At 67.3% G+C, this 13,655-nt stretch carries 14 protein-coding genes; 4 read left to right on the top strand and 10 right to left on the bottom strand.

Features of this window, described 5'->3' with window-relative positions; translation table 11 throughout:
- Positions 1 to 17: 17 nt before the first annotated feature.
- Both HWX14_RS01890 and HWX14_RS01885 read right to left on the bottom strand, forming a co-directional pair.
- The gene (locus HWX14_RS01890; RefSeq protein WP_175881322.1) at positions 18 to 452 is read right to left on the bottom strand and encodes a carboxymuconolactone decarboxylase family protein; all 435 of its coding nucleotides are present in this window, start codon (positions 450 to 452) and stop codon (positions 18 to 20) included.
- Positions 436 to 897 carry a MerR family transcriptional regulator gene (locus HWX14_RS01885; RefSeq protein ID WP_175881321.1) on the bottom strand — a complete coding sequence of 154 codons (462 nt, stop codon included), beginning with the start codon at positions 895 to 897 and terminating at the stop codon, positions 436 to 438. Before HWX14_RS01885 ends, HWX14_RS01890 begins: the two co-directional genes overlap by 17 nt.
- 306 nt (positions 898 to 1,203) lie before the next feature.
- Between HWX14_RS01885 and HWX14_RS01880 the strand changes: the two genes are divergently transcribed.
- Complete coding sequence (locus HWX14_RS01880; protein ID WP_175881320.1) at positions 1,204 to 1,815, top strand: helix-hairpin-helix domain-containing protein; 612 nt, start codon at positions 1,204 to 1,206, stop codon at positions 1,813 to 1,815.
- An 88-nt stretch (positions 1,816 to 1,903) separates the two neighbouring features.
- Positions 1,904 to 2,335: a YidB family protein gene (locus HWX14_RS01875; RefSeq protein ID WP_175881319.1), complete on the top strand. Its 432-nt coding sequence runs from the start codon at positions 1,904 to 1,906 to the stop codon at positions 2,333 to 2,335.
- A 113-nt stretch (positions 2,336 to 2,448) separates the two neighbouring features.
- On the opposite strand, the gene clpB is transcribed toward HWX14_RS01875, so the two are convergent.
- Positions 2,449 to 5,046 carry an ATP-dependent chaperone ClpB gene (gene clpB / locus HWX14_RS01870; protein ID WP_175881318.1) on the bottom strand — a complete coding sequence of 866 codons (2,598 nt, stop codon included), beginning with the start codon at positions 5,044 to 5,046 and terminating at the stop codon, positions 2,449 to 2,451.
- 166 nt (positions 5,047 to 5,212) lie between these two features.
- A complete protein-coding gene (locus tag HWX14_RS01865) occupies positions 5,213 to 5,731 on the bottom strand; it encodes an Rrf2 family transcriptional regulator (RefSeq protein ID WP_175881317.1) in 519 nt (172 codons plus the stop codon).
- Positions 5,732 to 5,982: 251 nt separating this feature from the next.
- On the opposite strand from HWX14_RS01865, the gene HWX14_RS01860 reads away from it, so the two are divergent.
- Positions 5,983 to 6,555 (top strand): group III truncated hemoglobin, encoded by a 573-nt coding sequence (locus HWX14_RS01860; RefSeq protein ID WP_175881316.1) that lies wholly within the window; start codon positions 5,983 to 5,985, stop codon positions 6,553 to 6,555.
- Positions 6,556 to 6,618: 63 nt separating this feature from the next.
- On the opposite strand, the gene HWX14_RS01855 is transcribed toward HWX14_RS01860, so the two are convergent.
- The 6 genes from HWX14_RS01855 to HWX14_RS01830 all read right to left on the bottom strand — a co-directional run bounded on the left by HWX14_RS01855 (position 6,619) and on the right by HWX14_RS01830 (position 12,951).
- Positions 6,619 to 7,095: a molybdenum cofactor biosynthesis protein MoaE gene (locus HWX14_RS01855; RefSeq protein ID WP_175881315.1), complete on the bottom strand. Its 477-nt coding sequence runs from the start codon at positions 7,093 to 7,095 to the stop codon at positions 6,619 to 6,621.
- Between the two features lie 10 nt (positions 7,096 to 7,105).
- Positions 7,106 to 7,363, bottom strand: a complete 258-nt coding sequence (gene moaD / locus HWX14_RS01850) for a molybdopterin converting factor subunit 1 (RefSeq protein WP_175881314.1) — start codon at positions 7,361 to 7,363, stop codon at positions 7,106 to 7,108.
- A 19-nt stretch (positions 7,364 to 7,382) separates the two neighbouring features.
- Complete coding sequence (glp, locus tag HWX14_RS01845; protein WP_175881313.1) at positions 7,383 to 8,630, bottom strand: gephyrin-like molybdotransferase Glp; 1,248 nt, start codon at positions 8,628 to 8,630, stop codon at positions 7,383 to 7,385.
- Positions 8,631 to 8,864: 234 nt separating this feature from the next.
- Positions 8,865 to 10,316: a threonine synthase gene (gene thrC, locus HWX14_RS01840; protein WP_175881312.1), complete on the bottom strand. Its 1,452-nt coding sequence runs from the start codon at positions 10,314 to 10,316 to the stop codon at positions 8,865 to 8,867.
- A gap of 14 nt (positions 10,317 to 10,330) precedes the next feature.
- Entirely contained in the window at positions 10,331 to 11,659 is a 1,329-nt protein-coding gene (locus HWX14_RS01835; protein WP_175881311.1) for a homoserine dehydrogenase, read from the bottom strand.
- A 53-nt stretch (positions 11,660 to 11,712) separates the two neighbouring features.
- On the bottom strand, positions 11,713 to 12,951 hold the full coding sequence (locus HWX14_RS01830) for a pyridoxal phosphate-dependent aminotransferase (RefSeq protein WP_175881310.1): 1,239 nt from the start codon (positions 12,949 to 12,951) through the stop codon (positions 11,713 to 11,715).
- A gap of 316 nt (positions 12,952 to 13,267) precedes the next feature.
- On the opposite strand from HWX14_RS01830, the gene HWX14_RS01825 reads away from it, so the two are divergent.
- Positions 13,268 to 13,642, top strand: a complete 375-nt coding sequence (locus HWX14_RS01825) for an Mth938-like domain-containing protein (protein WP_012328660.1) — start codon at positions 13,268 to 13,270, stop codon at positions 13,640 to 13,642.
- The last annotated feature ends 13 nt before the right edge of the window (positions 13,643 to 13,655 follow it).

The raw sequence follows: 13,655 nt of genomic DNA, 5'->3' as shown, positions 1-13,655 counted from the left end.
CGCGGGCGCTCGCTGCGTCATGCGGGCTGTCCGGCCGCTTCGTTCGGGTGGTCCGCCGCGCCGGCCGCTTCGTCGCGCCGCGTGAACACCTCGTGCGCGGCGAACAGCGCGTTGAGCGCGGCCGGCATCCCCGCATACACGGCCATCTGCATGAACACCTCGACGATCTCGTCGCGCGTGCAGCCGACGTTCAGCGCGGCCTCGATATGCACCTTCAGTTGCGGCTGCGCGTTGCCGAGCGCGGCCAGCGCGGCGATCGTCGCGATTTCGCGCGCCTTCAGGTCGAGTTGCGGCCGGCTGTAGATGTCGCCGAAGCTGAATTCGACCAGGAGCCGCCCGAAGTCCGGCGCGATCGGCGCAAGCGCCGCGATCACGCGTTCGCCCGCTTCGCCGTCGATTTCCTTGAGCTTGTTCCAGCCGCGCGTGTAGCGATCCTCAACGAGTCGTTCCATCGTGTCCGTCCTGTTCCGATAAAGGGTGAGAAGATTTCGCCCGTCGTTCCGTTTCCCGTTCCTGCGCCTCGTAGTACGCGATCTTGTCGCCGATCGCGTCGAGGCTCGCCTGCAGCTCCGCGATATGCGCGCGCACCGCGTCGCGATGCGCGACCAGCAAGTCGCGCCGCGCGCCGAACGTCGACGCGCCCTGCTCGCGCAGCACCGCGAACGCCTGCATCTGCGCGATCGGCATGCCGGTCGCCTTCAGGCGCATCACGAAGGCCAGCCAGTCAAGGTCGGCCGGCGCATAGAGCCGGTGCCCGGCCGCCGTGCGCGAAATCGCGCGCAGCAGGCCGGCCTGCTCGTAATACCGCAGCGTATGCGTCGACACGCCCGTCAGTTCGGCGACTTGCCCGATCGTCAGCGGACCGGCGGCGGAGGGTTGGGATACGGTTTTCGACATGGCAGGAACAAGGTTAGGAGTTAGAGTTCACTCTAAGTCAAGCATTGTGTGACGGCCAGTGCGGCGTTCACGCGCGATACGTCCGCCGCACCCGGCGACACCCCGCGATACCGTAAAGAATCGTCAAAATCACCGCCCGGCACCGGTTTCGGCCTTTACAGCACCGCAAGCCTTCAGCAAGATTCGGTCAGCCTGTCTCAAAAAGGGCACGCATTTGTCCTATGCTTAACGGCGACGCCCGGCCAGCTCGCGCCCGGCCGTCCGTTGCAACAACCATTCATCCGTCAGAACCAGGGAGCCTTTGCCATGCTGAAAAAGCTGCTGATGCTGTTCGTCGCGCTGTCGCTGTCGCTTGCCGCCGGCCTCGCCGCAGCCGTCGAAGTCAACACGGCCGACCAGGCCGCGCTCGAATCCGTGAAGGGGCTCGGGCCCGTGAAGTCGAAGGCGATCATCGACGAACGCACCAAGAACGGCCCGTTCAAGGACGCCGACGATCTCGCGAACCGCGTGAAGGGTCTCGGCACGAAGTCGGTCGGGCATCTCGAGGAAAACGGCCTGACGATCGGCGGCGCGTCGACGCCGCCGAAGGGCGTGAAGCTGTCGAAGCCGGCCGCGACGACGTCCGCGACCACGTCGACCACGACGTCGGCCGGCACCGCGTCGACGTCCACGACCGCGACGGCCGGCACGACGACCGCGGCGCCCGCGCCGGCGGCCAGCGCACCGGACGCGGCCGCCAAGCCGGCCAAGACCAAGCGCGCATCGAAGAAGGAAAAGGCGGCAGCGGCTGCCGCGGCATCCGCCGACGCGGGTGCGAGCGCAGCGGCGCCTGCGTCGTCCGCGAAGGCGGCGAAGGGTTCGAAGAAGAAGAGCAAGAAGGACAAGGCCGCCTCCGCCGCCGCGGCGTCGGGCGCCTGATGTGCGCCGCGCGCGCGACGGCGTGCGCGTGGCATTCGTTCAACGGGCGCCGTCGTCACGGCGCCCTTTTCAGTGAAGGTGAAGAACCATGGGTCTCCTCGACATCGTTGGCGGTCTGCTCGGCGGCCAGGCCGGCGGCAACTCGCAAAGCGCGCTGATCACCACCGCGCTCGAATTCATCAACAACCAGCCGGGCGGCCTGAACGGGCTGATCGAGAAGTTCAAGGCCGGCGGCGCCGGCGACGTCATCGGTTCGTGGGTCGGCACCGGCGAAAACCAGCCGATCTCGCCGGACACGCTGCAGAACGTGCTCGGCTCGGACGTCGTCGGCTCGCTCGCGAGCAAGGTCGGCATCGATCCGTCGCAGGCCTCGTCGATCCTCGCGCAGGTGCTGCCGCACGTCGTCAACGGCGCGACGCCGAACGGCGAAGTGCCGGCCGGCGGCCAGGTCGACACGTCGAACGTGCTCGGCACGCTCACGCAGCTCGCCGGCATGTTCGGCGGCAACAAGCAGGGCTGACCACCGCCATCGGGCGGCCCGTTCGGCCGCTCCATAAGCAAACACCCCGCCGAGGCGGGGTGTTCGTTTTTGCGCGCCCGGTGCGAACCGGGCACGCTGCCGATGGCCGGCGATCAGTGAACGACGCGGTCGAACACGAACTGGCCGTCGTTGACGTCGACCGGGATCACGTCCTTCGGACCGAAGCGGCCGGCGAGGATCAGCTTCGCGACCGGGTTCTCGATCTCCTGCTGGATCGCGCGCTTCAGCGGCCGCGCGCCGAACACCGGATCGTAGCCGACCTTCGCGATCTGCTCGAGCGCCGCGGGCGACACGTCGAGCGCCATGTCGAGCTTCGCGAGCCGGTCGTGCAGGCGCGCGAGCTGGATCTTCGCGATCGACTCGATGTTGCTGCGGTCGAGCGCATGGAACACGACGACGTCGTCGATCCGGTTCAGGAACTCGGGGCGGAAATGCTGCTTCACCTCGAGCCACACCGCGTCCTTGATCTCGTCCTGCGGTGCGCCAGTCATCGCCTGGATCACCTGCGAGCCGAGGTTCGACGTCATCACGATCACCGTGTTCTTGAAGTCGACCGTACGCCCCTGCCCGTCGGTCATGCGACCGTCGTCGAGCACCTGCAGCAGCACGTTGAACACGTCCGGATGCGCCTTCTCGATCTCGTCGAGCAGGATCACGCTGTACGGCTTGCGGCGCACGGCTTCCGTCAGGTAGCCGCCTTCCTCGTAGCCGACATAGCCCGGCGGCGCGCCGATCAGCCGCGCGACGCTGTGCTTCTCCATGAACTCGCTCATGTCGATGCGGATCAGGTGCTCTTCCGAATCGAACAGGAACGACGCCAGCGCCTTGCACAGCTCGGTCTTGCCGACACCCGTCGGGCCGAGGAACAGGAACGAGCCGTACGGACGGTTCGGATCGGCGAGACCCGCGCGCGAACGACGGATCGCATCGGCCACCGCGCTGATCGCCTCGTCCTGGCCGACCACGCGCTCGTGCAGCTTTTCCTCGATGTGCAGCAGCTTCTCGCGTTCGCCCTGCATCATCCGCGACACGGGAATGCCCGTCGAACGCGACACGACTTCCGCGATTTCCTCGGCGCCGACCTGCGTGCGCAGCAGGCGCGGACGCGTCGGGTTGTGCTGCTCCTGCTCTTCGGCCTGCGTGACCTGCTTCAGTTGCGCCTCGAGCTGCGGCAGCTTGCCGTACTGCAGCTCGGCGACCTTCTCCAGCTTGCCTTCACGCTGCAGGCGCGCGATGTCGGCGCGCACCTTCTCGATCTCTTCCTTGAGCTGCGCGCTGCCCTGCACCGCGGCCTTCTCGGCGGTCCAGATCTCTTCCAGGTCCGCATATTCGCGGCCGAGGCGGTCGATCTCTTCCTCGATCAGCTGCAGACGCTTCTGCGACGCTTCGTCCTGCTCCTTCTTCACCGCTTCGCGCTCGATCTTCAGCTGGATCAGGCGACGGTCGAGCTTGTCCATCTCTTCGGGCTTCGAATCGATTTCCATCTTGATCTTCGAAGCGGCTTCGTCGATCAGGTCGATCGCCTTGTCGGGCAGGAAGCGGTCGGTGATGTAGCGATGCGACAGCTCGGCCGCGGCGACGATCGCCGGGTCGGTGATGTCGACACCGTGATGCAGTTCGTACTTCTCCTGCAGCCCGCGCAGGATCGCGATCGTCGCCTCGACGCTCGGCTCGTCGACGAGCACCTTCTGGAAGCGGCGTTCGAGCGCGGCATCCTTCTCGATGTACTTGCGGTATTCGTCGAGCGTGGTCGCGCCGATGCAGTGCAGCTCGCCGCGCGACAGCGCCGGCTTCAGCATGTTGCCCGCGTCCATCGCGCCTTCGGCCTTGCCCGCGCCGACCATCGTGTGGATCTCGTCGATGAAGACGATCGTCCGGCCTTCGTCCTTCGCGATGTCGTTGAGCACCGCCTTCAGGCGTTCCTCGAACTCGCCGCGATACTTCGCGCCGGCGAGCAGCGCGGCCATGTCGAGCGACAGCACGCGCTTGCCCTTCAGCGTCTCGGGCACTTCGCCGTTGACGATCCGCTGCGCGAGCCCTTCGACGATCGCGGTCTTGCCGACGCCCGGCTCGCCGATCAGCACCGGGTTGTTCTTGGTGCGGCGCTGCAGGATCTGGATCGAGCGGCGGATTTCGTCGTCGCGGCCGATCACCGGATCGAGCTTGCCCGCGCGGGCGCGCTCGGTCAGGTCGACCGTGTATTTCTTCAGCGCCTCGCGCTGGCTTTCCGCGTCCTGGCTGTGCACCTGCGAGCCGCCGCGCACCGCGGCGATCGCGGCTTCGAGCGACTTGCGCGTGAGGCCGTGCTGGCGCGCGAGCTTGCCGGCGTCGCCCTTGTCGTCGGACACGGCGAGCAGGAACATCTCGCTCGCGATGAACGTGTCGTTGAGCTTCTGCGCTTCCTTGTCGGCCTGGTTCAGCAGCCCGGCCAACTCACGGCCGATCTGGATGTCGCCGCCCGTGCCCGTCACTTGCGGCAGGCGCAAAATGGCTTCGTTCAGCGCGCCTTGCAGCGCCTGCACGTGAACGCCCGCGCGCGACATCAGCGAGCGGGCCGAACCGTCCTGCTGCGCGACCAGCGCCGCGAGGACGTGAACGGGTTCGATGTATTGATTGTCGCGGCCTGCCGCGAGGCTTTGCGCGTCCGCGAGTGCTTCCTGGAACTTGGTGGTGAGCTTGTCGATTCTCATTTAGTCGAGACCTCCAATTTTCGATTAACACCAAGATGAGGATGGTTATGCGGCTTTCAAGCGAAATTCGGGTTGATTCAGCGCAAAAATTGCCGGATCGCCTGAAAACGGCGCGGCGGCGCAAGGGAGTGGGCGTGCGGCCCGTGCGGCCTATGGCGGCCGCGCGTCAGTGGGCCTTGGACGACGGCTCGGCGGCTGCCGGCGCTTCGTCCGGCACCGGCGCGGCACGCATGAGCGCGACCGGACGGATGCCGAGCAGCGCCGCGAGCGGCGACGCGGGCTCGGTCAGTTCGCCGAGCGTGTGACGATCGAGTTCCGCGAAGAACGCATCGCGTGCGGCCGCCAGCACGCCCTTCAGCCGGCACTGCGGCTCGATCACGCAGCCGCGCGACTCGCCGCCGTCGGGCGAAAAGCAGCCGACCAGCGCGAAGTCGTTTTCGGTCGCCCGCACGACCTGGCCGACCGTCAGCTGCAGCGAATCGGCGAACAGCCGCAGGCCACCGTTGCGGCCGCGAACGGTGTCGACCCAGCCCAGTTCGCCGAGCTGCTGGACGACTTTCATCAGATGGTTCTTCGAGATGCCGTAGGCGTCCGAGATCTCCTGGATCGTCGCCAGCCCCTCGCCGCGCACGGCCAGGTACAACATCACGCGCAGCGAATAGTCGGTGTAGTCGGTGAGTCTCATGAGCGAATACGGAAAAGATCGATCGTGCCCCGATTACGCGAGGCGGGCCGATCGCGATGCGTGCAGGGCCGATTGACGGCGCCTTGGCGCGGCCCCGGTTGCCGGAATCGCGTGCGCACAATAAGATGCGTGATATCTGCACGTTTTCCAGGGGGTACAGGACGCTATTTTGCGTCAAAATCCCGCCGGCGTCCTGCTCGTTGCCCGCGGCGGCGCCGCGTCGCTGCCCCGATCCACCGGCCCTTTTTGTCATGACTGCCCTGCCCGCCTCGCCCGACACCGTACCGGCCCGCCCGCGCGACGCCGAACCGACCGAAGACAACATCCGCGATCTCGTCTACGCGTTCTACGACCGCGTGCGCGCCGATCCGCTGCTCGGGCCCGTGTTCGATGCGAAGCTCGCCGGCCGCTGGGACGATCATCTGCCGAAGATGGTGACGTTCTGGTCGAGCCTCGTGCTCGGCACCAAGGGCTATCGCGGCAACGTGCAGCAGGCACACCAGCCGCTCGACGGCATCGAGCCGGCCCATTTCAGCCGCTGGCTGTCGCTGTTCCTGAAGACCGTCGACGCGCGCTACGCGCCGCCCGCGGCGATCCGTTTCATGGAACCCGCGCTGCGGATCGCGCAGAGCCTGCAGTTGAGCCGGTTCGGCTGGGACTACCGGATTCCGCCCGAGCAGCAGGCGCTGCTCGACGCGATCGCGCCGCGCCGCCGCGACACGGGCGACGATCCGCATGCGTTGCCGTCGCGCGCCCGCGGCGAGCCCCGCGGCGAGCCGTTCCCGACGAAGATCATCGGGCGCGGCGTCGACCCGGACGCTTAACGCCCGTCACGCGCGACGACGACGCGCATGCGGCACGTCGCCGCATCGCCCGGGGCACCGCACTCAGCGCCGCGTGTTGCCCGACTCGACGCCCCAGCGCGCGAGCGCCGCGTCGTCGGTACTGCGCGCATCGACCCAGCGCTCGCCGTCCGGCGTCGTTTCCTTCTTCCAGAACGGCGCTTCGGTCTTCAGATAATCCATCACGAACTCGCACGACGCGAACGCATCGCCGCGGTGCGACGCGACCGTCGCGACCATCACGATCTGGTCGAGCGGCAGCAGCCTGCCGACGCGATGCACGATCGCGACGTCGATGCCCGGCCAGCGCCGGCCCGCCTCAGCGGCGATCTTCTCGAGCGCCTTCTCGGTCATGCCCGGGTAGTGCTCCAGCTCCATCGCGGCGACCGCATCGCCTTCGTTCAGGTCGCGCACCGTGCCGACGAAGCACGCAACCGCACCGATCTTCGGGTTGCGCGCACGCAATGCCGCCACTTCGGCATTCAGGTCGAAATCGTCGGTCTGGACTCGTATCGTCGCCATGACCCGCGCCTCAGCCGCCCGTTACCGGCGGGAAGAACGCGACCTCGCAGCCTTCGGTGAGCCGCGTGTCGGGATCGGTCATCTCGTGGTTGCAGGCCATCCGCAACGCGCGCCCTTCGGCGAGCGTGTCGGCCCACGCGCCGCCGCGCACGCGCAGCCACGCGCGCACGTCGCCGACGGTCGTCACGCTGTCCGGCACGTCGGCCTGTTCGTCGGCGACGCCCAGCGCCTCGCGCACGCTTGCAAAGAATTTCAGCTGAATCTTCATGGTTCGGGGAGCCGCCGCGTTACGACAGCAATTCGGAAAACGGAATGAAACGCACGGTCTCGCCTGCGCTGATCACATGCTGCGGCGGATTGTCGATCAGGCCGTCGCCCCAGACCGTCGACGTCAGCACGGCCGAGCTCTGGTTCGGAAACAGCTCGAGGCCGCCGGCCGCATTGACGCGCGCACGCAGGAATTCGTTGCGCCGGTCGCCCTTGCTCTGCGAAAAATCGGCCCGCAGCGACAACGCGCGCGGGGCGACGTCGCGCACACCGGACAGGCGCAGCAGGAACGGCCGCACGAACAGCAGGAACGTGACGAAGCTCGACACGGGGTTGCCGGGCAGCCCGATGAAGTGCGCGTCGGCGCGCGCGTCGCCGCGGCGCACCGCGCCGTACGCGAGCGGCTTGCCGGGCTTCATCGCGATCTGCCATAGCGCGAGCCGCCCTTCGGCTTCGACGGCCGGCTTCACGTGATCCTCGTCGCCGACCGACACGCCGCCGCTCGTCAGGATCACGTCGTGATCGCGGGCGGCCTCGCGCAGCGTGTCGCGCGTCGCGGCCAGCGAGTCGGGCACGATCCCGTAGTCGGTCACGTGGCAGCCGAGCCGCTCGAGCAGCCCGCGCAGCGTGAAGCGGTTCGAGTTGTAGATCGCGCCGGGCTTCAGCGGCTCGCCCGGCATCGTCAGTTCGTCGCCGGTGAAGAACACCGCCACACGAATCTTCCGCGCGACCGACAGCTGCGCGCAGCCGACCGATGCGGCAAGACCCAGCGCCTGCGGCGTGAGCCGCGTACCGGCCGCCAGGATCACCGAACCCTGACGAATGTCCGCGCCCTGCGCGGTGATCCATTCGCCGGCCTTCGGCGTGTGCAGGATCTCGACCGCGTCACCGTCGGCCGACGTCTGCTCCTGCATCACGACGGCGTCGGCGCCGGGCGGCACCGTCGCGCCGGTGAAGATCCGCGCGGCCGTGCCGGCTGCAAGCGGCGCGGCCGGATGCCCGGCCGGAATGCGCTGCGACACCGGCAAGCGCCGATCACCGTGCAGCAGGTCGGCGACGCGCACCGCATAGCCGTCCATCGCGCTCGTATGCATCGGCGGCACGTCGAGCGGCGAGCTCACGTCGGCCGCCAGCACGCGGCCGAGCGCGTCGAGCGTCGCGACGGTTTCGGCGCCGGGCAGCGGCTTCGCGGCATCGAGCAGCGCGGCGAGCGCCTCGGCGGTCGACAGCATCGGCGCACGCGGCGCCGCGGGATTCGGGTTCGACATCGATGGAATCGGGGATCGTTGGAATCAATACGTCATTGTAGCGACGCCGCTAAGCGCACGCGCGATATGGCGAGCATGCGAAGACTGTGATCGGCGCGAACGTGCGGGTCTGGCACTTGTTTCGCGCCGCGAGCGATGTCCGCGGGCCAAACGAAACGGCCGGAACCCCGATCCGTTCGACGAATCGGCATTCCGGCCGTCCTGCGCCACCGGGCCCGCGGGCCCGGCCGTGCGTCATGCGCCCGTATGGGCGGCGATGAAGTCCTTCACCTGCTGCGCGTCGGCCTTCACGACCTCGAAGCGCTGCGGCAGCGCCTCGAGCCCGTCGAATGCGGCCGGCCGCTCGGCTTCGCGATCGAGCGCTTCGCGGATCGTCTCGCCGAACTTGATCGGCTGCGCCGTCTCGAGCACGACCATCGGCACGCCGGCCTCCAGATGCTCGCGCGCGACCTTCACGCCGTCGGCCGTATGCGTATCGATCATCGTGTCGTAGCGCGAGAACACGTCGCGGATCGTCGCGATGCGGTCGGCGTGGCTGCTGCGGCCCGACACGAAACCGAATTCGGCGACGCGCGCGAAATCGCCGCTCGCCGCGAGATCGAAGCCGCCCTTCTCCTCGACGTCGCGGAACAGTTGCATCACGCGGGCCGGATCGCGGCCGAGCAGGTCGAACACGAAGCGCTCGAAGTTCGATGCCTTCGAGATGTCCATGCTCGGGCTGCTCGTGTGATACGTGTGCTCGGCGCTGCGCACGCGGTATGCGCCGGTGCGGAAGAACTCGTCGAGCACGTCGTTCTCGTTGGTCGCGACCACCAGCTTCGCGATCGGCAGCCCCATCATCCGCGCGATGTGGCCCGCGCAGACGTTGCCGAAGTTGCCCGACGGCACCGTGAACGACACGCGCTCGTCGTTGGACTGCGTCGCCGCGAAGTAGCCCTTGAAGTAGTACACGACCTGCGCGACAACGCGCGCCCAGTTGATCGAGTTGACCGTGCCGATCTTCTGCTGCGCCTTGAACGCGTGATCGTTCGACACCGCCTTCACGATGTCCTGGCAGTCGTCGAACACGCCTTCGACCGCGAGGTTGAAAATGTTCGGATCCTGCAGGCTGAACATCTGCGCCGTCTGGAACGCGCTCATCTTCTTGTGCGGCGACAGCATGAACACGCGCACGCCGGCCTTGCCGCGCATCGCGTATTCGGCCGCGCTGCCGGTATCGCCCGACGTCGCACCGAGGATGTTCAGCGCTTCGCCGTGCTTCGCGAGCGTGTACTCGAACAGGTTGCCGAGCAGCTGCATCGCCATGTCCTTGAACGCGAGCGTCGGGCCGTTCGACAGTTCGAGCAGCGACAGCGCCGTGCCGTGCTCGGTGCCGAGCGTCTTCAGCGGCGTGATGTCGGACGCGTTCTCGCCGTGGCGCGTGTTGCTGTACACGGCAGCCGTGTACGTGCGGCGGGTGATCGCGCGCAGGTCGTCAGCCGGCACGTCGTCGCAGAACTTCGACAGGATCTCGAACGCGAGATCCGCGTACGACAGCGTGCGCCAGCGCGCGAGCTCGTCGGCGGACACCTTCGGGTATTCGGCCGGCAGGTAGAGCCCGCCGTCCTTCGCGAGACCGCCGAGCAGGATGTCGGAGAACGTATGGCGCTCGCCGATGCCGGCGCCGCGCGTGGAGATGTAGTTCATGTCGTTCCTGGTCCTCAGTTCAGCGCTTCCATGCGCAGCTTCGTCACCTTCGACACGACGGTCGCGAGGCTCTCGATTTGCGCGATCGCCGCATTGACGTTCTTCTCGACCGTCTCGTGCGTGATCAGGATGATGTCGGTTTCGCCGTTCGCGCCGTCGATCTGCTCCGATTCCTTCTGCAGCAGCGCGTCGATCGAGATGCCCGATTCGGCGAGGATGCGCGTGATCGCGGCCAGCACGCCGGTCTGGTCGGCCACGCGCAGGCGCAGGTAATAGCCGCTCGTCACTTCCTCGATCGGCAGAATCGGCGTGTTCGACAGGCTGTCCGGCTGGAACGCGAGATGCGGCACGCGATGCTCGGGGTCGGCCGTATGCAGGCGCGTGACGTCGACGAGATCCGCGACGACGGCCGATGCGGTCGGCTCCGCGCCCGCGCCCTTGCCGTAGTACAGCGTCGTGCCGACCGCATCGCCGTGCACGACGACCGCGTTCATCGCGCCCTCGACGTTCGCGAGCAGGCGCTTTTCCGGGATCAGCGTCGGGTGCACGCGCAGCTCGATGCCGTTGGCGGCGCGGCGCGCGATGCCGAGCAGCTTGATCCGGTAACCGAGCTCTTCCGCGTAGCGGATGTCGGTCGCGTCGAGCTTGCTGATGCCCTCGACGTACGCGCGGTCGAACTGCACCGGCACGCCGAACGCGATCGCGCTCATGATCGTCGCCTTGTGCGCGGCGTCGACGCCTTCGATGTCGAAGGTCGGATCAGCTTCCGCGTAGCCGAGCTCTTGCGCCGCCTTCAGCGCGGTCGCGAAGTCGAGCCCGCGGTCGCGCATTTCCGACAGGATGTAGTTCGTCGTGCCGTTGATGATGCCGGCGATGTACTGGATGCGGTTCGCGGTCAGGCCTTCGCGCAGCGCCTTGATGATCGGGATGCCGCCGGCGACGGCCGCCTCGAACGCGACCATCACGCCCTTCTCGCGCGCGGCCTCGAAGATCTCGGTGCCGTGCACCGCGAGCAGCGCCTTGTTCGCCGTCACGACGTGCTTGCCGTTCGCGATCGCGCGCAGCACGAGCTCGCGCGCGATGCCCGTGCCGCCGATCATCTCGGCGATGATCGCGATCGACGGATCGTCGACGACCGCGTTGAAATCGTCGGTGATCTGCGCGGTGCCGGCGTGCGCGCCGAGCGCCGCCTGCGCCTTGGCCGGGTTGCGCACGGCAATGCGCGCGACCTCGATGCCGCGCCCCGCGCGTCGTTTGATTTCTTCCTGGTTGCGGTGCAGCACCGTGAAGGTGCCGCTGCCGACGGTGCCGAAGCCCAACAGGCCAACTTTGATCGGTTCCATGCTGCGTGTGATCGATGAGTAAGAAGTAGTGAGTTCCGTGTGACCCTGCCCGCTCAGACCGAATGGCGCTTGCGGTAGCCGTCGAGGAAGCGTGCGATCCGGTTGATCGAATCGGCCAGGTCGTCGAGGTTCGGCAGGAAAACCACGCGGAAGTGGTCCGGCGTCGCCCAGTTGAAGCCCGTGCCCTGCACCAGCAGCACGCGCTCCTCGAGCAACAGGTCGAGAATGAACTGCTGGTCGTTCTGGATCGGGTAGAGCTTCGGGTCGAGGCGCGGGAACATGTACAGCGCGGCCTGCGGCTTCACGCAGGTCACGCCCGGGATCGACGTCAGCATGTCATACGCGAGTTCGCGCTGCTTGTACAGGCGCCCGCTCGGCACGATCAGCTCGTTGATGCTCTGGTAGCCGCCGAGCGCCGTCTGGATCGCGAACTGGCCGGGCACGTTCGCGCACAGGCGCATCGACGACAGGATGCCGAGCCCTTCGAGGTAATCCTTCGCGCGCCGGCGGTTGTCGCCGCCGAGGCCCGACACGGCCATCCAGCCCGCGCGATAGCCGCACGAGCGATAGCTCTTCGACAAACTGTTGAACGTGACGGTGATCACGTCCTCCGACAGCGCACCCAGCGCCGTGTGCTCGAGGCCGTCGTAGACGATCTTGTCGTACACCTCGTCGGCGAACACGATCAGCCCGTGCTCGCGCGCGATTTCGAGCAGTTCGAGCAGCAATTCATCGGAATAAAGCGCGCCGGTCGGATTGTTCGGGTTGATCACGACGATCGCCTTCGTGTTCGGCGTGATCTTGCTGCGGATGTCGTCGGGATCGGGCATCCACGCGTTCTGCTCGTCGCACACGTAGTGCACGGGCGTGCCGCCCGACAGGCTCACGGCGGCCGTCCACAGCGGGTAGTCGGGCGCGGGCAGCAGCACTTCGTCGCCGTCGTTCAGGAGCGCCTGGGTCGCCATCACGATCAGCTCGGACGCGCCGTTGCCGATGTAGATGTCGTCGAGGCCGACGCCGACGACGCCCTTTTCCTGCGTGTAGTGCATCACGGCCTTGCGCGCCGAGAACACGCCCTTCGAATCCGAATAGCCGGACGACGCCGGCAGGTTGCGGATCATGTCCTGGATGATCTCGTCCGGCGCGTCGAATCCGAACGGCGCGAGGTTGCCGATGTTCAGCTTGATGATGCGGTGGCCTTCTTCCTCGAGGCGCTTCGCGTGCTCGAGCACCGGGCCACGGATGTCGTAGCAGACGTTGAGCAGCTTGTTCGACTTCTGAATCGGTTTCACGACGACACGGTTCCTGGGTTGGCCTTGCGGCCGGGGGGACGGGATCAAAACTGGAAAGCGGCCGGTCTGTGCGCGCTGTCTAGGCTGGGAAAAAGCGGCGGTCGGACGCAGCTTGTGGCGACGCACGACGCAAGTGGCGCCCGCAGGCGACCAAAAAGTTATAATTTAGCGGATTTTGGCCGACTTTCGCAATGCACCATAGCCGCGCCGGGCCCGCGCCGTCGGGCGTCCGCGCGTGCCGGAGCGCGCGAAACCGGCCCGCCGGGCCCCTGCGGCCCTGCCGATCCATTCCCCTACGGAACCGCGGAATACCGATTTGAAACTGCACCAGGACACGAGCGGCGCGCTCAATACCGTCACCGGCTACGGCCCCGATTATGTCGACGTCAATCTCGAACGCCACGAAACGAGCGTCATCGTGCTGCCCGGCGCGCCGGTCCAGGCGTGGCCCGTGTCGTCGTTCGACGCGCTCGCGCCCGAGCATTTCGCGATGCTGCTCGACCCGACGCCCGAACTCGTGATCTTCGGCAGCGGCGCGCGGCTGCGCTTCCCGCACCCGCGGCTCGTCGCGGCGCTCACCGCGAAGCGGATCGGCGTCGAGACGATGGATTTCCAGGCCGCCTGCCGCACCTACAACATCCTGATGGCCGAGGGCCGCAAAGTCGCCGCCGCGCTCTTAATTGAACGTTAATCCCCGATGCGGT

The organism is Burkholderia sp. BCC0044, from assembly GCF_902832955.1.
GTDB lineage: Bacteria > Pseudomonadota > Gammaproteobacteria > Burkholderiales > Burkholderiaceae > Burkholderia.
The sequence above is the reverse complement of the archived record's forward strand: the minus strand, read 5'-3'. Positions and strand labels throughout refer to the sequence as shown.